The organism is Flagellimonas amphidinii, from assembly GCF_013090115.1.
Classification (GTDB): Bacteria; Bacteroidota; Bacteroidia; order Flavobacteriales; family Flavobacteriaceae; genus Flagellimonas; species Flagellimonas amphidinii.
In genome coordinates this window covers 553,664-571,376 of record NZ_JABFNN010000039.1, presented here as the reverse complement: position 1 = coordinate 571,376, position 17,713 = coordinate 553,664, and the positions used below count along the sequence as shown (strand labels likewise).

General features: G+C 39.5%; 18 protein-coding genes. 4 read left to right on the top strand and 14 right to left on the bottom strand.

Going from position 1 to position 17,713, the window contains the following annotated elements; all coding sequences use genetic code 11:
• Nucleotides 1–2 precede the first annotated feature (2 nt).
• From HJC33_RS14470 to HJC33_RS14455, 4 genes are read right to left on the bottom strand one after another with little or no spacing between them, the layout of a single operon-like run.
• The gene (locus HJC33_RS14470; protein WP_171659529.1) at nt 3–662 is read right to left on the bottom strand and encodes a YggS family pyridoxal phosphate-dependent enzyme; all 660 of its coding nucleotides are present in this window, start codon (nt 660–662) and stop codon (nt 3–5) included.
• 10 nt (nt 663–672) lie between these two features.
• Nucleotides 673–1,908, bottom strand: coding sequence for a DUF1015 domain-containing protein (locus HJC33_RS14465; RefSeq protein WP_171659528.1), 1,236 nt, complete (start codon nt 1,906–1,908; stop codon nt 673–675).
• Nucleotides 1,909–1,914: 6 nt separating this feature from the next.
• Nucleotides 1,915–2,802, bottom strand: coding sequence for a 3-hydroxyacyl-CoA dehydrogenase family protein (locus HJC33_RS14460; RefSeq protein WP_171659527.1), 888 nt, complete (start codon nt 2,800–2,802; stop codon nt 1,915–1,917).
• 50 nt (nt 2,803–2,852) lie between these two features.
• Nucleotides 2,853–3,818 (bottom strand): Gfo/Idh/MocA family protein, encoded by a 966-nt coding sequence (locus tag HJC33_RS14455; protein ID WP_171659526.1) that lies wholly within the window; start codon nt 3,816–3,818, stop codon nt 2,853–2,855.
• A gap of 116 nt (nt 3,819–3,934) precedes the next feature.
• Here HJC33_RS14455 and HJC33_RS14450 point away from each other — a divergent pair, with 116 nt between their 5' ends.
• Nucleotides 3,935–4,576: a protein-L-isoaspartate(D-aspartate) O-methyltransferase gene (locus HJC33_RS14450; protein WP_171659525.1), complete on the top strand. Its 642-nt coding sequence runs from the start codon at nt 3,935–3,937 to the stop codon at nt 4,574–4,576.
• Here HJC33_RS14450 and smpB read toward each other — a convergent pair.
• Nucleotides 4,573–5,034: an SsrA-binding protein SmpB gene (gene smpB / locus HJC33_RS14445; RefSeq protein ID WP_171659657.1), complete on the bottom strand. Its 462-nt coding sequence runs from the start codon at nt 5,032–5,034 to the stop codon at nt 4,573–4,575. The two genes, HJC33_RS14450 and smpB, sit on opposite strands and share 4 nt — an antisense overlap.
• 80 nt (nt 5,035–5,114) lie before the next feature.
• Here smpB and HJC33_RS14440 point away from each other — a divergent pair, with 80 nt between their 5' ends.
• Nucleotides 5,115–5,858 carry a DUF6503 family protein gene (locus tag HJC33_RS14440; protein ID WP_171659524.1) on the top strand — a complete coding sequence of 248 codons (744 nt, stop codon included), beginning with the start codon at nt 5,115–5,117 and terminating at the stop codon, nt 5,856–5,858.
• Here the strand turns inward: HJC33_RS14440 and HJC33_RS14435 are convergent.
• The 6 genes from HJC33_RS14435 to clpB form a co-directional block, all read right to left on the bottom strand.
• On the bottom strand, nt 5,855–6,370 hold the full coding sequence (locus tag HJC33_RS14435; RefSeq protein ID WP_171659523.1) for a SixA phosphatase family protein: 516 nt from the start codon (nt 6,368–6,370) through the stop codon (nt 5,855–5,857). The two genes, HJC33_RS14440 and HJC33_RS14435, sit on opposite strands and share 4 nt — an antisense overlap.
• A gap of 104 nt (nt 6,371–6,474) precedes the next feature.
• On the bottom strand, nt 6,475–7,071 hold the full coding sequence (locus HJC33_RS14430) for a TetR/AcrR family transcriptional regulator (RefSeq protein WP_171659522.1): 597 nt from the start codon (nt 7,069–7,071) through the stop codon (nt 6,475–6,477).
• A 193-nt stretch (nt 7,072–7,264) separates the two neighbouring features.
• A complete protein-coding gene (locus HJC33_RS14425; protein ID WP_171659521.1) occupies nt 7,265–8,329 on the bottom strand; it encodes a dipeptidase in 1,065 nt (354 codons plus the stop codon).
• A gap of 6 nt (nt 8,330–8,335) precedes the next feature.
• Nucleotides 8,336–8,806 (bottom strand): RidA family protein, encoded by a 471-nt coding sequence (locus tag HJC33_RS14420; protein WP_171659520.1) that lies wholly within the window; start codon nt 8,804–8,806, stop codon nt 8,336–8,338.
• 7 nt (nt 8,807–8,813) lie between these two features.
• Nucleotides 8,814–10,127 carry a gluconate:H+ symporter gene (locus tag HJC33_RS14415; protein WP_171659519.1) on the bottom strand — a complete coding sequence of 438 codons (1,314 nt, stop codon included), beginning with the start codon at nt 10,125–10,127 and terminating at the stop codon, nt 8,814–8,816.
• Between the two features lie 122 nt (nt 10,128–10,249).
• Nucleotides 10,250–12,850 carry an ATP-dependent chaperone ClpB gene (gene clpB / locus HJC33_RS14410; RefSeq protein ID WP_171659518.1) on the bottom strand — a complete coding sequence of 867 codons (2,601 nt, stop codon included), beginning with the start codon at nt 12,848–12,850 and terminating at the stop codon, nt 10,250–10,252.
• Nucleotides 12,851–12,996: 146 nt separating this feature from the next.
• Between clpB and ytxJ the strand changes: the two genes are divergently transcribed.
• Nucleotides 12,997–13,386 (top strand): bacillithiol system redox-active protein YtxJ, encoded by a 390-nt coding sequence (ytxJ, locus tag HJC33_RS14405; protein ID WP_171659517.1) that lies wholly within the window; start codon nt 12,997–12,999, stop codon nt 13,384–13,386.
• A 52-nt stretch (nt 13,387–13,438) separates the two neighbouring features.
• On the opposite strand, the gene HJC33_RS14400 is transcribed toward ytxJ, so the two are convergent.
• A complete protein-coding gene (locus HJC33_RS14400) occupies nt 13,439–14,644 on the bottom strand; it encodes a hypothetical protein (protein WP_171659516.1) in 1,206 nt (401 codons plus the stop codon).
• A 248-nt stretch (nt 14,645–14,892) separates the two neighbouring features.
• On the opposite strand from HJC33_RS14400, the gene glyA reads away from it, so the two are divergent.
• Entirely contained in the window at nt 14,893–16,170 is a 1,278-nt protein-coding gene (gene glyA / locus HJC33_RS14395) for a serine hydroxymethyltransferase (RefSeq protein WP_171659515.1), read from the top strand.
• A gap of 46 nt (nt 16,171–16,216) precedes the next feature.
• Here the strand turns inward: glyA and HJC33_RS14390 are convergent, their stop codons facing one another.
• Both HJC33_RS14390 and HJC33_RS14385 read right to left on the bottom strand, forming a co-directional pair.
• On the bottom strand, nt 16,217–16,867 hold the full coding sequence (locus HJC33_RS14390; RefSeq protein WP_171659514.1) for a hypothetical protein: 651 nt from the start codon (nt 16,865–16,867) through the stop codon (nt 16,217–16,219).
• Between the two features lie 174 nt (nt 16,868–17,041).
• Entirely contained in the window at nt 17,042–17,710 is a 669-nt protein-coding gene (locus tag HJC33_RS14385; protein WP_171659513.1) for a response regulator transcription factor, read from the bottom strand.
• Nucleotides 17,711–17,713 lie beyond the last annotated feature (3 nt).

Sequence of the window (17,713 nt, the reverse complement as noted above, 5' to 3'; positions counted from 1 at the left end):
GTTTAGGAATAATTACGGGCTCCAAATATACTACTTCCTATGCGTACCATGGTGCTTCCTTCTTCAATGGCAATGGCATAATCGCCACTCATACCCATGGAAAGGATGCAGATTTCCGGCAATTTTTGCCGCAATGCTTCAAAAATGGATTTTAAACTTGCGAATTCCTTTCTTATTTGGTTTTCATCAGTGGTGAAAGTGGCCATACCCATGAGCCCCTCAATTTTTATGTTTTCCAAGGCTTGGAATTCGCCCGAATTGATCAGTTCCATCAATTCTGTGCGGTCAAACCCAAATTTGGTGTCCTCTTCAGCAATATGCACTTGTAGCAGGCATGAAATTACCCTATCGTGTTTTTTAGCTTGCTTGTTGATCTCCAGTAATAGACGAAGGCTGTCAACTCCATGGATCAAAGCCACAAACTCAGCCATATATTTTACTTTATTGCGCTGCAAATGACCAATCATGTGCCATTGAATATCCTTGGGCAATGTTTCCCATTTTTGCACCATTTCCTGCACTTTGTTCTCTCCAAAAACACGCTGACCAGCTTCATGTGCTTCTACAATGGCTTCATTGGGTTTGGTTTTGGAAACTGCCACCAAAGTCACATTATCAGGGAGGTTGCCCTTAATTTGCTCAAGATTTCTTTTTACTGACATTTAAAATTCTTTAAAGTTCATAAATGGTCAGGCCACTTCGTAACTTCGGTTCAATATAAGTGCTTTTAGGGGGCATTACCAAACCGGCATCTGCAATAGCTTTAATTTCATCTATATTGATGGGGACCAGACTAAAACCTACGGCAAAAGTTCCACTGTCCACACTATCCTTCATTTTGATAAGATTGTGTTTTCCGTAACCGTATGAGATTCGTTTGTCGTTCCGAAGGTCTTTGATGCCCAAAATGGGCTCTAGAATGGTTTTGTACAAAATCTGCGTGTCCAGAGCGCTCAGGGCATCCGTAAAATTGTATTTGGTCTTTCTCAAATAGAGCGAATAAAATTCACCCTCCAAGTACATGCTGAAATGATGCTTTTTGGTTGGTTTGTAAAGGCCATCATCCTTTTTTTCAATTCTGTAAAACTCATCCAGCTTGATGAGGAATTCTTCCTTGGACAATCCATTGAGGTCTCGCACCATTCGGTTGAATTCATAAATCTTGATTTCAGACTCAGGAATGAGGTAGGCCATGAAAAAATTATAGGCTTCAGTTTTGGAATGGGAGGTATTTTCATTTTCCATTTTCTCAGCCAATAAATTTGACGAAGCACTCCGGTGATGACCATCCGCAATATATAAAGGATCCATTGTCGAAAAAATGGTTTCCAAATGTGCAATGGTACCAGAATCCGAAATTTTCCACAGTTTATGGCTTACCCTATCCGTTGTGGTGAAGTCATATTCAGGTTGCTTGGTAATTTCTTTCCGAAATAGTTTGCTTATAGAGTCATCATCAGCATAGGTCATGAGCACAGGTTCGGCATTGAATCCAACTGTGTAGAGATAATCGGCAAATAATTGTTCCCTTCGTTGGATGGTGTCCTCATGTTTTTTAATGACATCCTTTCGATAATCCTCCACGCTGCAAGCACAAAAGAATCCAAGGCTTTTGAAATCGCCCTTGCCAATTTGATACAGGTAAAAACAGGCTTCTTCGTCTTTTTGAAAAATAGCATCTTCCAAAAACTCCAGATACCGATTGCGCACTAAACGAAATCGTTCTTTACCAGTGATGGTTTTTTCAAACTTAAAACCAGGGTTGATGATGTGCAAAAAGGAAAAGGGATTGTACTTTAAAATACACCTGAGTTCACCTTTGGAGTACTCCTCATAAGATCGGGATGCCACAAAGGATACTTTATCTTTGGCAGGGCGTATGGCCTTAAAAGGTCTAATTTTGGCCATTTCCCGTTAATTGAATTGTGCAGCTATCTTTTCTGCCTTTCTGGATTCGGAGTAATCATAGAATCCTTCCCCGGATTTTGCACCTAATTTTCCAGCCATGACCATATTCACCAATAGGGGACACGGTGCATATTTTGGGTTTTTAAAACCATCATACATAACATTTAAAATAGAAAGACAAACATCCAAACCTATAAAGTCTGCCAATTGAAGTGGACCCATGGGGTGCGCCATGCCCAACTTCATTACGGTATCTATTTCGCGGACTCCTGCAACACCATTATACAAGGTTTCAATAGCCTCATTGATCATGGGCATTAAAATTCTATTGGCCACAAAACCAGGATAATCATTCACCTCAGTAGGTGTTTTGCCCAGTTTTTTAGAGAGTTCCATAATAGTTTGGGTCACTGCATCAGAAGTATTGTAACCGCGAATGATTTCTACCAATTTCATGATAGGCACTGGATTCATAAAGTGCATCCCGATTACCTTTTCTGGTCTTTGGGTAACCGCGGCAATTTGCGTAATGGAAATGGATGAGGTATTGGTGGCCAAAATAGTACCGGTTGGACAGTCTTTGTCCAAATCCTCAAAAATCTTCAGTTTAATGTCTAAGTTTTCTGTAGCAGCTTCAACCACCAAGTCTACATTAGCAATCCCTTGTTTTACATTTGTAAAAGTGGAAATATTTTCAAGTGTTACGGCTTTATCGACTTCTGTAATGATTTCTTTTGCCAACATACGGTCCAAATTTTTGGTGATGGTGGCAATGCCTTTGTCCAATGATGCTTGTGCAATGTCAATAAGGTTTACATTGAATCCGTTTTGTGCAAACACGTGCGCAATTCCATTGCCCATGGTCCCCGCACCGATTACTGCTACGTTTTTCATAAGGATATTATTTTAAAATGTTGTGTTTGAGGATGAATCAAACCAACATATTAGTTTTTAAATGAACCAATAATTTGAAGGGCTACTTTGAGTGCTTTGGTACCCTGTTCAAGTGTTACAATGGGAGCGGTGTTATTGTTTATGGCATCTGCAAAGGTTTCCAACTCGTCCAATATGGCATTGTTGACCTCAATTTCTGGGTTTTCAAAATAGATTTGCTTCTTTTCACCTTCGGCATTTTGCAGAATCATATCAAAATCCCCAGGATTTTCTGGAGCATCCTTCATTTTTACTACTTCAACTTTCTTTTCTAAAAAGTCTACAGAGATATATGCATCACGCTGAAAAAAACGGGATTTACGCATATTTTTCAATGAAATTCGGCTTGATGTCAAATTGGCCACACAACCATTTTCAAATTCAATTCTTGCATTGGCAATATCTGGAGAACTGCTGATCACAGAAACACCGCTGGCATTAATTTGTTTGACTTCAGAGGGGACTACACTCAGAATGACATCAATATCATGAATCATAAGGTCTAAAACCACGGGCACATCAGTTCCTCGCGGATTAAATTCCGCCAATCTATGGGTTTCGATGAACATTGGGTTTTCAATTTTGTTCTTTACGGACAAAAAAGCTGGATTGAATCGTTCAACATGCCCTACTTGTCCTTTTACCTGATGCTCATCGGCCAATTTCAGGAGTTCTTCCGCTTCTTGGATGGTGTTTGTGATAGGTTTTTCTATAAAGATGTGTTTCCCTTTTTCTATGGATTTCTTTGCACAATCAAAATGAGAAAGGGTAGGGGTGACTATATCCACAACATCAACAGCATCTATTAACTTGTTGATGTTTTCAAAATAGGTATACCCAAATTCGGTGGCTACTCTTTTGGCATTGATTTCATCTGGATCATAAAAGCCAACCAGTTCATATTTTTCGGACTGGTTAAGGAGTCTCAAATGAATTTTTCCCAAATGACCGGCTCCTAGGACACCAACTTTTAGCATAGTTCGAGTTTTTTTCAAAAATACGGATATGACACCAGTCTTCCATAAAATTTAAGTGGCAAACCTGAAGCAAAGTTTTGAGGAACTTGTTAAATTCGTGTACCAGACCAAAGACCATGAGAGATTCGTTGAAGCATCAAGGAATGCGGAACAAATTGGCCAGTGTGCTAGAAGCCAAAGGAATTAAGGATGCCAAGGTGCTGGCAGCTATAAAAGTAGTGCCCCGACATCTTTTTTTGGATAGTAGTTTTGAGGATCATGCGTATCAGGATAAAGCTTTTCCCATTGGTGCGGACCAGACTATTTCGCAGCCTTATACGGTAGCCTTTCAAACGGAGTTATTGCAAATAAAACCCAATGACTCCATTTTAGAAATAGGAACTGGAAGTGGATATCAAACAGCGGTTTTATTACAATTAAAAGCTAAGGTGTACACTATTGAACGCCAACAAGAGCTTTTTAAAAAGACCAAATTGTTTTTTAACAAGATGAATTATCGACCCAAAAAAACCATTTTTGGAGATGGGTATAAAGGGTTGCCAGAGGATGCTCCTTTTGATGGCATAATCGTAACGGCTGGCGCCCCAGAAGTACCAAAAGCCCTAATGTCGCAATTAAAAGTGGGAGGAAGACTGGTGATTCCTGTTGGTATTGATGACCAAATAATGACCCTGTTCACCCGCAAATCAGAAAAAAAGTTTGAAAAACAGGAATTGGGACATTTTAGGTTTGTTCCACTCTTAGAGGACAAAAACTAGTTGTTGAAGTTTTTCTTGACCCTGGAAAGGTTACGTTTGTTATCACGGTCTTTAATGGTCTCACGCTTGTCATATAACTTTTTACCCTTTGCCAATCCCACGTTCATTTTTGCCAGCCCTCTTTCATTAATAAAAAGGTTGAGCGGTATAATGGTAAGTCCGGAGGTTATGACTTCTTTGCGTAATTTTTTCAATTCCCTCTTGTTGAGCAAAAGTTTGCGTTCAGCCTTTGGTCTATGATTATAGTGTCCGCCATGACTGTACTCATCTATCTGCATATTGATAACAAAAAGCTCTCCTTTATCATTAAATTCACAAAAGCTTTGCGATAAGGATGCCTTTCCCAACCGGATGGATTTTATTTCGGTTCCTCCCAAAACAATTCCAGCGGTATAGGTATCCAGAATTTCATAATCAAATCGGGCTCTTTTGTTTTTTATGTTGATGTTTTGCTGCATTGAGGGCAAAAATAGGAACTCTTCTTCAAGAAAATTGTAATGTTGTGGCACATTTTACGATTACACATAAAACCAAATTGATGAAAAGATATTTAGGTGTGCTCTTCATTTTGATGCTTGTAGCTTGTAAACAATCGAAAAAGACGGATTATACTGCCCAAGAAATCATAGATACATCCATTGAGGTGACTGGTGGAGAAAAGTTTAACAACCATACCGTTTCATTCATGTTTCGGGATAGAAAATATGTTTCACAACAAGGAAAAGGAAAAAAGGTCTTGCAGCGAATTACTTTTTTGGATTCCATTGTTCTAACTGATGTGCTTTCCAATGGTAACTTTCAACGTTTTGTCAATGATTCTTTAAGTGTTTTATCAGATTCCATAGCGAATAGGTATGCAAACTCGGTAAATTCTGTACACTATTTTGCCCGGTTGCCTTTTGGTTTGAATGATGCCGCCGTAAATAAGGAACTCTTGGGGAAGGAAACTATAAAAGGACAGGACTATTATAAAATCAAGGTAACGTTTCATCAAGAAGGAGGAGGAGAGGATTTTGATGACACCTACGTGTACTGGTTTGATCAACAAACTTTTAAGTCTTCGTATTTAGCCTATGACTTTCATGTAAATGGAGGGGGACAACGATTTAGGGAAGCTTATAATGAACGGTATATAAATGGAATCCGGTTTGTGGATTATATCAATTACAAACCAAAAAATAAAGGAACTTCCATTTTGGAAATAGGCAAATTATTTGAGCAAGGAGGATTGGAAGAACTTTCCAAGATTGAACTTGCGGAAATAGCAGTTCAGAAGAACTAATCCATTTTTAGTCTAATATCTGTGGGTGTACCATCGATGATGCGTACAATGAAGAGGCTGCTGTTGTCATCATCATCCATATCATCGTATTTATCAAAACCGATGAGCTTATTGGCAAATTCTGGAGTGGTATTGCTATGCCCAACAATTAAGACATTGTGACCTTCATTGGTCGTCAAAAATTCTTCAATATCCAATGTGCTAGGGTCGTAGTATTGTGTATCAATATCTTTTTTTACAGATGTAGGAGCAGCTGTCATGGATGTACGCTCGTAGTTTGTGGAGTATATAACATCCAAATCTATGGGGTCAAAAACCTCTGCCCAACGTATAGATCTTCCCAGACCATCTTGATTCAGCTCTGGGTCTGGATTTTCAGGATTGGAACGATCTTTTTCTGCATGCCTTATTAGATAAAATGTAGAAATGACAGGGTCAGTCTTTGCATCTTCTTTGCAACCAATGCCTAAAACTATAAGGGCAATTAGAATGATCAATTTGGTCGTTTGCATGCTTTTGCGTGTTGGTCCCATGATATTTTGGGATTAACTGTAATGAAACTAACGTATATTTTTGTTTTATCGTGCGTATTGTCTGCACGATAATTCCATATAGGCTACTTTTTGATTTCTTCCTGTACCAAATGCTCCAAATATGCAATGGTATTGATTAAATATTTTCTATCTCTTGTCATGGTGGACATGGCAATTGCACCTTGTACCATGGTAAACAATTGTTTTGCAAATTGAAGCGGCGGTACCGGAAGGTGAATCTCATTGTGGATAACACCATTTTCTAGGACCAACGCAATCTTGCCTTCAATCTCTTTGATGGTTTCTTTTACCGCAGCGGTTAAAAGTTTATTATTGCTTTGGGCATCAATCCCTGTGTTAAGAATGGGACAACCGCCCAAAGGCAGGGTAAAAACGTCGTATTGACTGTAGAACTTCATTAAGGAAAACAACTTGTCCATAGCACCGCCATCTACATCAAGTTTTTCATCAATTACAGCCAGTAATTGATTGCGGTTGAACTCAAAAGCTGACAAAGCAAGAGCTTCCTTATTTTCAAAATTTCCATAGATAGCACCTTTGGTAAGTCCTGTTGCCTCGGTTAAATCACTCATGCTGGTGCCTACATATCCAAACCGGTTAAAAATGGGAGCAACGGTCTCAATAATGTAAGCAGTAGTGCGCTCAGCTTTTTTACTCATAGTGGTTCTGGTTGGTATAGGGTGTAACTAATATATAAAAAAACAGATACTGTATGGTATTTTATGAATTAAATAGGGCACTTTTAACAGATTGGGAATTTCTGGAGCAAATAATACAAATTTGGTTTTACAGGAATATGCAGAAATGTATATGATGATAAAAAGAGGAAAAATAGATTTGGAATTTAGTAGTCTAATCCCAAACTCTTCTCAAGAAATTGATGAAATTTAAGTGCATAATATTCTTGATATCCGATTCTTTATAACCTCTCCGTACCAACAAATCAGGTACTTTTTGAAGATTAGCAATGGTATCTAAATCAGCAGGACATTGTTCCTTTCCAAATGCTCCATCCAAATCTGTTCCAATACCTACATGATTGGAATTTCCGGCCAATTGACATATATGGTCAATGTTATTTATCATCAATTCCAAAGTAACTCCCATGCTTTGTGGGGTTGATTTTCCCCGAATCCAATTGGGAACCATCATCCAAGCGTCCAAGGCTACTCCAATGATAGCATCTCTTTGTATTAGTTCTTTTAGTTGCTCATCTGAAAATTGACGATTGTGGTCCACCAATTTTCTACAGTTATTGTGGCTGGCCCAAACATGACCGCGATAAACTTTCATGGTTTCCCAAAAGCTGACGTTACATAAATGGGTAGCATCCAAAATTAGGTTCAGTTCTTCCACTTTTTTGAGCAATTCATGCCCTTTTGAACCAATACCTCCCTCTGAATCTGTTCCATGGGCATATACACCAGGGCCATAATGGGCAGGTCCAATAGCACGCAACCCATCTTCATATGCTTTTTCTAAATAGCTCATGTCCACAATTGAATCCGCTCCTTCCAAGCTGAGAATATATCCAATGGGTTTGACCTCTCTTTCAGTTTCCCAAAGTTGTAAGTGGGCATTTAGTTGATTGGAGTTGGTGATTTGCACCATTTCATCTAAATCCTCCATGGATTTGTACCATGCCAATTGACCTTGCGTCTGCGCCCAAGCTTGCTGTTGCGAATTCCATCCCGGAAGTGGGCTGTCTTTTTCAACATATCGAGCAATTTGAGTGGCCACGCAAAGACCAACATTGCCTTTTCGCATTGCAGGAAGGGAAACCGTATTTTTTGCTCTATCGGGCTTATCGGTCATTCCTTTTTCCCGTTCTCTAATTTCTGAAATAGGAAGTCTTAGGTCCCTGTTCCATTCCATGGCATTCATGGCAAGGTCCAGGTGGGCATCAAATACAAACATGATTGGCTATTGATGAAGTTCGAACATGGCTTCAATTTCTACGGGAATATTTTCAGGGAGCATCATTCCTACTGCACTTCGTACTCCAATTCCATTTTCCGTTCCAAATACATCAGCCATTAATTCACTAAAGCCATTAATGACATATGGGTGTTTTCCAAAATCTGGAGTACAATTGACCATTCCCAATACCTTTACCACTCGTTTGATTTTGTCCAAACTTCCAAAGTGTGTTGTAATGGTGGAAAGCATGGTGAGTCCCACTTGTCTGGCAGCCAGTTTCGCTTGATCTGCATCCAAATCTTCACCTGCACGTCCATGCATAAGAGTACCATCGGTATTAACAGGGCCTTGTCCAGATACATAGAGAAAATTGTCAACTACTAGAATGGGTTTGTATACACCAGCTGGTTTTGGAGCAGGTGGTAGAATTAGATTTAATTCTTGTATTTTGTTTGATGGGGATTCGTTACTCATTTTTAAATTATATTATCGTGTTTAAAACTAAGACGCCTATAAGCCCCATGATTCCTACCAAGGTTTCCATGACAGTCCATGTGGACAGGGTTTCTTTGACGGATAAATTGAAATATTCCTTGAACATCCAAAAACCAGTATCGTTTACATGGGAGAGCATTAAACTACCTGATCCAATTGCCAATACCATGAGTTCTGCACTTACTTCTGCACTTGTAGCTATGGGAAGAATGATTCCAGCAGCGGTTAATCCGGCTACGGTGGCCGAACCTACACTTACCCGTATCACCGTGGCAATCAACCATGCCAATACGAGAGGTGAAATACTAGAGCCTTTAAGGCTTTCCGCGATATAGTCGCTTACTTTACTGTCAATTAAAACTTCTTTGAGTGCACCTGCACCAGCAATAATCAATAGAATCATTGTTATTGTCGATACTGAGGTAGAAAGTGAATCCATAACAGTTTTCATTTTCTTTCCTCTGGCAACTCCTAAGGTGTAAATGGCCAGCAAAACAGAAATCAGTAAAGCAATAACTGGGTTGCCCATAAAAGTTAAAATATTTTTTAGCAGGCCTTCCTCCAAAAATTGTTCGGCAGCAATACCGATACCGATAAAAATAATAGGGGAAAGGGCAGTTAAGATACTGGTAAGTGTTGAAGGCAGTTCTTCCTTTGGAATAACATCCGCATTATAAAATTCTTCAAGAGGTTTGGCTTCAACTTTTTTGATGGTACGGGCGAATAGGGGGCCGGCTACGATAATTGCGGGAACAGCAATGATGAGCCCATATAACAGTGTTTTTCCAATATCGGCATTGAACATGGCTGCAATGGCGGTTGGAGCGGGATGGGGAGGAAGATATCCATGGGTTACCGATAAAGAGGTCAACATAGGAAGTCCAACATATAGCAGTGGAAGCCCAGTGGAGTATGCCACAGTGAAAACCAAAGGAATCAAAATAACAAAGCCAACGGAATAGAACATGGGAATGCCTACAATGAATCCTGTAATGACCATGGCCCATTGCACATATTTTACACCAAATTTGGATACAAGCTGGGTAGTTATCTGTTGGGCAGCTCCACTATCTGCAACCAATTTACCCAACATGGCACCAAGACCCAAAATCAAGACTAAAAAACCAAGCGTGTTTCCAATACCCCGCTGAATGGATTTTACCAAACTTTCCAATTCCATTCCCTGAAAAATCCCAACAAAAAGACAGACAATGATGAATGATAGAAAAGCGTTCAACTTTAGTTTGGCAATCAATACAAAAAGGAGCAAAATACCTAGGGCGGCAATAAGAAGTGGCATATGAAAAATGTATCAGCCACTAAAATAAGGATTTAAATGAAAAAAGATGAATGGCTCCAATTCATTCAAAAACAAAACCCTCTTTCAAAGAAAGAGGGTTTTTGCAGCAGTAATATATCTGATCAGTTCACCAATTCATTTTGATTTCTGAACACTAATTGGTCATCAAAAGAATCCAAAAGGACAATACTGTCCGATTGTATCTTCCCGGCAAGCAATTCTTTGGACAAATTGTTCAGCACCTCTTTTTGAATCAACCTTTTTACAGGTCGTGCGCCAAATTGAGGGTCGTAACCCTTTTCCGCCAAATAAGCGACGGCCTCATCAGTTGCATCCAGTGTAATATGTTGTTTTCCAACCAATTTCTTCAATTGCTCTAATTGCAATTTTACAATTTCCCTGATATTGGCCTTGTCCAAAGGAGTAAACATGATAATATCATCAATCCTGTTTAGGAATTCAGGCCTAATGGTTTTGCGCAATAGCCCCATGACTTCTGTTCGGGCGACCTCCGTGGCATTCTCAATATCGATGGCACCTTCAAACTTGTCCTGGATGATTTGACTTCCCATATTGCTTGTCATAATAATGATGGCGTTTTTGAAATCGGCAACACGACCTTTGTTATCTGTCAATCTTCCTTCATCCAATACTTGTAACAGAATGTTGAAAGTATCCGGGTGGGCCTTTTCAATCTCATCCAAGAGCACTACTGAATAGGGTTTTCTTCTCACGGCTTCAGTCAACTGACCACCTTCATCATAGCCTACATAACCGGGAGGTGCCCCAACTAATCTACTTACGGAATGACGTTCTTGGTACTCGCTCATATCAATCCTTGTGATGGCATTTTCATCATCAAAAAGATAGGCGGCCAATGTTTTTGCCAATTCAGTTTTTCCCACCCCTGTATTTCCAAGGAATAAGAAGGAACCGATTGGCTTTTTTGCGTCTTGCAACCCCGCTCTACTTCTTCGGATGGCATCGGAAACTGCTGTAATGGCTTCTTCCTGACCCACCACGCGCTGATGCAGGACATCTTCCAGTTGCAATAGCTTTTCACGTTCACTTTGCATCATTTTGGTAACTGGTATTCCTGTCCATTTGGCAACCACTTCTGCGATGTCCTCATTGGTCACTTCTTCTTTGATGAGAGTACCCGCGTTTTGTTGTTGCGCCAATTCATCCTGTAGTTTTTCCAGTTTTTCATGGGCTTCCTTTATTTTTCCATAGCGAAGCTCTGCCACTTTCCCGTAGTCACCATTACGTTCTGCACGTTCGGCTTCCAGTTTAAAATTCTCAATATCCTGTTTGGTCTTTTGAATTTCATCGACCACTCTTTTTTCACTTTCCCATTGGGCAAAGATTTCATTGCGATCTTCCTTTAAATTGGCCAATTCCAGATTCAAAGTTTGTAACTTGGCCTTATCATTTTCACGCTTAATGGCCTCTATTTCAATTTCCAACTGCATAATTTTACGATCTAGCACATCCAATTCTTCGGGTTTGGAGTTGATTTCCATGCGAAGTTTGGAAGCGGCCTCGTCCATAAGGTCAATGGCCTTATCGGGCAAAAACCTGTTGGTGATATAACGTTGCGAAAGCTCAACAGCAGCAATAACCGCCTCATCTTTGATGCGAACTTTATGGTGTGCTTCATATTTTTCCTTGATTCCCCTTAGGATGGAAATGGCACTTTCAGTATCTGGTTCATCCACTACAACTTTTTGGAACCTTCGCTCCAGAGCTTTGTCCTTTTCAAAATACTTTTGGTATTCGTCAAGGGTGGTAGCTCCGATTGCTCTGAGTTCTCCCCTTGCCAAGGCTGGTTTTAGGATATTGGCAGCATCCATTGCGCCTTGTCCTCCACCTGCACCTACCAAGGTGTGAATTTCATCAATAAATAGTACAATATTACCGTCTGATGAGGTGACTTCCTTGATGACGGCTTTTAAACGTTCTTCAAATTCCCCTTTGTATTTTGCTCCTGCGATCAAGGCGCCCATATCCAAAGAATAAATGGTTTTATCCTTTAGGTTTTCGGGCACATCACCCTGAATGATTCTGTGGGCCAAACCTTCGGCGATAGCCGTTTTACCTACACCGGGTTCACCCACCAACATAGGGTTGTTCTTGGTTCGTCTGGAGAGTATCTGCAGCACTCTTCGGATTTCTTCATCCCTACCAATTACGGGATCCAATTTGCCACTATCTGCCAGTTGATTTAAGTTTTTGGCGTATTTGTCCAGCGAATTATAGGTTTCCTCAGCACTTTGTGAGGTCACTTTTCCACCTTTTCTCAATTCTTGAATGGCCGCATTCAAATCTTTTTCGGTTACGCCCTGATCTTTTAAAATTTGGGCGATCTTACTTTTCGATTTAAAAATGGCAAGGAGTAAATGTTCAATGGAAACAAATTCATCACCTTGTTTTTTGGCAATGATACTTGCTTCGTTCAAAGTTTTCCCTCCTTCTCGGGACAGCACAATCTCACCGCCTGAAACTTTGGAATAGCTGTCTAGCTCTTTATCCAAAATTTGATTGATCAAAGCCGTATTGGCATTTAATTTTTTAAGGATAAATGGCAAGACATTTTCATCCACTTCGGTTATGGCCTTGTACAAATGTTCGTTCTCTATTTGCTGATGACCATAGCCTTGCGTGAGTTGTTGGGCCCTTTGAATGGCCTCTTGTGATTTTATAGTAAAGTTGTTAAAATTCATTTTCAATTGTTTTTATGCTACCTATTTCAACAACCTTACCATTGGGGTGAAACCGTCAAAATGTCGCTAAAACCTTGTAAATAAAGGACATTTCGTCAGTTTGTAAGCTTTTTGTCTTAGCTCGACATATCTTGTAAATTTACGCTATGGGAATATTTGGAGGCTTTTTCGGAAAAAAAGAAGGAGAAGAACACAGTAATGGACAAATTCCGTGGATACCTTTGGTATCCATGGATCAATTGGCTGTTATCAAAGAGAAATCTAAAGAAACACCGCAGTTGATTTTTAAACATTCCACTACTTGTGGAATAAGTAGTATGGTGTTACGGATGTTTTCGGGCAAGCACCCTGTCAATCAGGATGCTGCATACTATTTTTTGGATTTACACGCCAATAGAGATGTTTCCAATGCAGTGGAATCTGAATTTCAGGTATTGCACCAATCGCCACAATTATTGATCATTAACGATGGTGAAGTAACTTTTCATACTTCTCATGGGGCCATCGCTGATGCAGACTTAGAAATCTATATGTAAAGCAAAAAAAAACGGGAGCAGAGACTCCCGTTATAACTTTATTTATATGCCTCTAATCATTAAAATGATTTTGGGCGGTAAACTGATTTTGCGAAATAATATTCTTCAGCCTTAATTTTAAATCTTCCCCAGCGTCAAATACCATTTGCTCATTACTTGGGAAAGGAACAGCTCTAACATCTAGCAGGGCAATCAAATCTGTATCCAATGCTCTTCTATCTCCTTTGTAATTGGCATAAATATGCTCAAAGACAAACTCGCTGGATAGGGGATAGGAATTGATTTCCTGTCCGTTGTTCAAATCTGTAAAGCAAACTTTGGCACCAATTTGTGCACTTTTAAACTGGGTAAACTGGTAGAAACTACATTGTACGGTTCTAAATCTATCCACTTTAATTCTGTTGCCCAAACTATCTTTTACAGCATTACCTTCTTCATCCAACAGATACTCATAACCATCCTTAATTTGCTTTTCCTTTACAATTTGTTTTTCTCGCACTTGTTCTGGAGAAATATTGATTTCCATGAAGTCCAAGTTCAACGCATAATCATAGTTAATGCCCGCTAGAGGATTGGTATGGTATTCCATCCAAAAATTATTGATGCCATAGGCATTGAAATCCAAAAGCTCATCTTCCAATCTTTCAGGAATGATTTGCTCTGTGGCATTCCCTATCTCTACTTTTACATACTCTAGGCCTTTATTGTAGGCTTCCTGCATTTTAGCCACAACATCTTTATACCCGGGATTAATGTCCTGTAAGTATTTAAGATCATCATAAGCAGCACGGAACTCATATTTTTCATCTGCTGAGGTCAACAATCCAGATGCATTATCATAAAGGTATCTGGACAGCTCATTTTTAGTCCCCACAATCTGATTGTCATAATTCACAAAATTGAAGGAGGCGTTTCTGCCTTCATCGTAAATCCGCAAGGGAAGCAAAGGCATGATTCGTGCTTGAATATCCTTTAATTGAAGGTATTTGGTGTAAATGGTTTCTAAATTTGCTGGATTTCCATCTTTCTTCAAAAAGGTAATCTGCTCTTGCTCGCGTTGCGCATTTTTGGCAAAGGCTTCTTCCAATAAAAGCACATAATCTTGATGTCCTTTTTTGGTTTTGTTTTCCGTCAAATTTTTAATGGCCTTGTTCATTGCGGTAACGTAGTTACCACTGTTAAGGGCCTCTTGAGTTTTTTTGACACCACTACAGGCTGTCAATAAAGCTAAAATTCCAATGAGTAGTATTTTTTTCATGGTCTTTTGATTTTATGGTTATTTAGGTTTTTTCAATTGCTGTGCCAAAAACCTCCAAAGTATTAACGAAAAGGGATGAACGGTAGTATATTATCGTTGAAGAACCTAAAAATCAAGGTTTTTTATTTTTTAATTGAAGAGTCGTAATTGTTAATTGTTGTTTGATAAAATCAGTAGGGCAGTTACGTTTTTTAGGTTAAAATCCACATTCTATTTGTAATTTTACCACTTCTTAATTTTGAGGACCAATGCAAAGAGACCAGCAGATTTTTGAGCTCATTGAGCAAGAGAGAAAAAGACAGATAGAAGGTATTGAATTAATAGCTTCTGAAAATTTCACCAGCCCTCAGGTAATGGAGGCTGCGGGTTCTGTTCTAACCAATAAATATGCAGAGGGCTACCCTGGCAAACGATATTACGGAGGTTGTGAGGTAGTGGATGAAGTGGAACAATTGGCCATTGACCGAGCCAAAACACTTTTTGGGGCTGTTTACGCAAATGTTCAACCTCATTCAGGTTCTCAAGCCAATGCAGCGGTCTATCATGCTTGTCTACAGCCCGGAGATACCATTTTAGGGTTCGATTTATCACACGGAGGGCATTTGACCCACGGTTCTCCAGTAAATTTTTCAGGAAAATTGTACAACCCCGTTTTTTATGGGGTGGATGAAGAAACTGGAACCTTGAACTATGATAAGATTCAAGAAATAGCAGATAAGGAACAACCAAAACTTATCATTGCTGGGGCTTCGGCATATTCGCGTGACATGGATTTTAAACGATTCCGTGAAATTGCGGATAGTGTTGGTGCTATTCTCTTGGCGGATATATCGCATCCTGCAGGTTTGATTGCCAAAGGCATTTTGAACGACCCCATTCCACATTGCCATATTGTGACCACAACCACGCACAAAACCCTACGTGGCCCTAGAGGGGGATTGATTTTAATGGGGGAAAATTTTGAAAATCCTTTTGGTATTCGTTTAAAGAACGGTAACCTTAGAAAAATGTCGGCCTTGTTGGATTTGGCAGTGTTCCCAGGAAATCAAGGTGGACCTTTGGAGCATATCATTGCAGCCAAAGCGGTTGCTTTTGGGGAAGCTTTATCGGATGACTTTTTGCACTACATGCTTCAGGTGAAGAAAAATGCTGATGCCATGGCTCAAGCTTTTATGGGCAAGGATTACAAAGTAATTTCAGGAGGGACGGACAACCACATGATGTTGATTGACCTTAGAAATAAGAACATAACAGGTAAAGATGCCGAGAAGGCGCTTGAAAAAGCCGCAATTACAGCCAATAAAAATATGGTGCCTTTTGATGACCAATCTCCATTCATCACTTCTGGAATTAGGTTTGGCACACCGGCAATTACTACTAGAGGTCTTATTGAGGAAGATATGGCTACGATTGTAGATTTTATCGACCAAGTACTAATGGAGCCAGAGAACGAGGACAATATCAAGCAGATAAAACAAAAGGTCAATGACATCATGATGTCACGACCTTTGTTCAATGCGAAGTAACTGTAGGGATACTTCTTCCAAAATTAAGTTTAAGCCGAGAGTTTGTTTATTCCAAAAGGAAAAGATTTTCCCTGGTAAGCTTTTTCTGTGCAAGGTTATAGACCATGACACAGTGTTCTTTGCAGTCCTCAAAATATAGGCCCCAATAGTTAAAATAGCTCTCTTGCGGGTCTTCCGCATCAAAGAAATTTACTTTTTTCTCTTCAAGGACAGCAATGAATATCTCAAAGGGCATTGCTGTCAACCCCTTGGTCAAGTGGACAAAGTGTTCACTTATCTTTGTCATAATGTTTCCAATTTGGGTTGGAATACTATGGGGATTGAGTCTTGAGATGATTACAGAAGTATCTTTAAAGTGAAAGGATGTTTCCATAATATCTAGGGTGTTCTTGTTTTGGTAGTTCAGCAAATTAAAGTTGAATAAAAAAGAGGTGTGGGTCAAATTTCCGTTCTCATCAAATTGAAACCCACCCCAATTACCATTATTAAAGTAATGTAGACTTTCTGTGATTCCAAAATTACAATGGATATCCAACACCAATTCTGTAGTCTTTCGCTTTGGGCAATGGTGTGTTTGAACATCGATTTGGGCAAAAAAATCCTTTTCAAGTACATTCACAAAAGCATCTAATCCTTTTATCACGTAATTTAACTGCACACCACCATAATTGGGACTAGTATTATTTCTTAACGACATAGTTCTTCGGTTTTCGAGGTTACTATTCTAAAATTAAGATGAATCTTTTTCCTAATACTAGACGAAATCCTTAAAAATTCTATGGATTTCCTGCAATTTGTAGGGTCTAGAGGGCAAAAAAGGTAAAAGAAGCAAGGATTTTGAAAGAACTGTGCGTAAGAGAAGAGAGTTTTCTTATATAAATCCTCTGTTTTTAGCGGCAAGTATCAGTGCCAGATCATTTTGGTTTTCCGTACCGAAGAGTACTTTTAAATGACGCTTTCTATTTTCTATGGAAGAAGGGGACAATCGGATAAACTTTTCCAAATCCTTATTTTTTGTTCCTTTGGAAAGATGGTAAAGAATCTGTTTGTCTTTTTCGTCCAGGTCTATGTCGTTGGACATTTTCTTCCGGATGGCCGCCAAAGCTTTGGAGGAATAATATGGCGGATTTAAGGTAATGGTCTTAATGGCATCTTCCAAGGTTTGGGGGTCAATATCCGTCTTTACCAAATAACCATCTGGATCCACAGATTTAAGAATGCTGTTGATCCTATAATTGTCTCCGTAGGAAGACATGAAAACAATCTTGGTCTCTGGGGTGAGGTTGCGGGCCAAAAGCCCTAAATCTTCACCATTGTTGGGTTGCTCTTCATTGGGTGGGTACAACTGCACGTCCAAAAGAAGAATATCATACTGAAAGGAGTTCACGGAATCCTCAATCAGTTTTTTGCCATCTTCAAACTTATTGGCCGTGTCAACAATAATATTATAACCATCAAAAACCATATTCTCCAGGATGAACTTGTATCCCAGCATGGTCATTTCATGATCGTCTATGGCCAGTATTCGGAGTGTTTTCATGGT

What these genes read in the sequence shown, in the direction of transcription:
- HJC33_RS14470 (WP_171659529.1), bottom strand. Translation starts at nt 662, where the DNA reads ATGTCAGTAAAAAGAAATCTTGAGCAAATTAAGGGCAACCTCCCTGAT.
- HJC33_RS14465 (WP_171659528.1), bottom strand. Translation starts at nt 1,908, where the DNA reads ATGGCCAAAATTAGACCTTTTAAGGCCATACGCCCTGCCAAAGATAAA.
- HJC33_RS14460 (WP_171659527.1), bottom strand. Translation starts at nt 2,802, where the DNA reads ATGAAAAACGTAGCAGTAATCGGTGCGGGGACCATGGGCAATGGAATT.
- HJC33_RS14455 (WP_171659526.1), bottom strand. Translation starts at nt 3,818, where the DNA reads ATGCTAAAAGTTGGTGTCCTAGGAGCCGGTCATTTGGGAAAAATTCAT.
- HJC33_RS14450 (WP_171659525.1), top strand. Translation starts at nt 3,935, where the DNA reads ATGAGAGATTCGTTGAAGCATCAAGGAATGCGGAACAAATTGGCCAGT.
- smpB (WP_171659657.1), bottom strand. Translation starts at nt 5,034, where the DNA reads ATGCAGCAAAACATCAACATAAAAAACAAAAGAGCCCGATTTGATTAT.
- HJC33_RS14440 (WP_171659524.1), top strand. Translation starts at nt 5,115, where the DNA reads ATGAAAAGATATTTAGGTGTGCTCTTCATTTTGATGCTTGTAGCTTGT.
- HJC33_RS14435 (WP_171659523.1), bottom strand. Translation starts at nt 6,370, where the DNA reads ATGCAAACGACCAAATTGATCATTCTAATTGCCCTTATAGTTTTAGGC.
- HJC33_RS14430 (WP_171659522.1), bottom strand. Translation starts at nt 7,071, where the DNA reads ATGAGTAAAAAAGCTGAGCGCACTACTGCTTACATTATTGAGACCGTT.
- HJC33_RS14425 (WP_171659521.1), bottom strand. Translation starts at nt 8,329, where the DNA reads ATGTTTGTATTTGATGCCCACCTGGACCTTGCCATGAATGCCATGGAA.
- HJC33_RS14420 (WP_171659520.1), bottom strand. Translation starts at nt 8,806, where the DNA reads ATGAGTAACGAATCCCCATCAAACAAAATACAAGAATTAAATCTAATT.
- HJC33_RS14415 (WP_171659519.1), bottom strand. Translation starts at nt 10,127, where the DNA reads ATGCCACTTCTTATTGCCGCCCTAGGTATTTTGCTCCTTTTTGTATTG.
- clpB (WP_171659518.1), bottom strand. Translation starts at nt 12,850, where the DNA reads ATGAATTTTAACAACTTTACTATAAAATCACAAGAGGCCATTCAAAGG.
- ytxJ (WP_171659517.1), top strand. Translation starts at nt 12,997, where the DNA reads ATGGGAATATTTGGAGGCTTTTTCGGAAAAAAAGAAGGAGAAGAACAC.
- HJC33_RS14400 (WP_171659516.1), bottom strand. Translation starts at nt 14,644, where the DNA reads ATGAAAAAAATACTACTCATTGGAATTTTAGCTTTATTGACAGCCTGT.
- glyA (WP_171659515.1), top strand. Translation starts at nt 14,893, where the DNA reads ATGCAAAGAGACCAGCAGATTTTTGAGCTCATTGAGCAAGAGAGAAAA.
- HJC33_RS14390 (WP_171659514.1), bottom strand. Translation starts at nt 16,867, where the DNA reads ATGTCGTTAAGAAATAATACTAGTCCCAATTATGGTGGTGTGCAGTTA.
- HJC33_RS14385 (WP_171659513.1), bottom strand. Translation starts at nt 17,710, where the DNA reads ATGAAAACACTCCGAATACTGGCCATAGACGATCATGAAATGACCATG.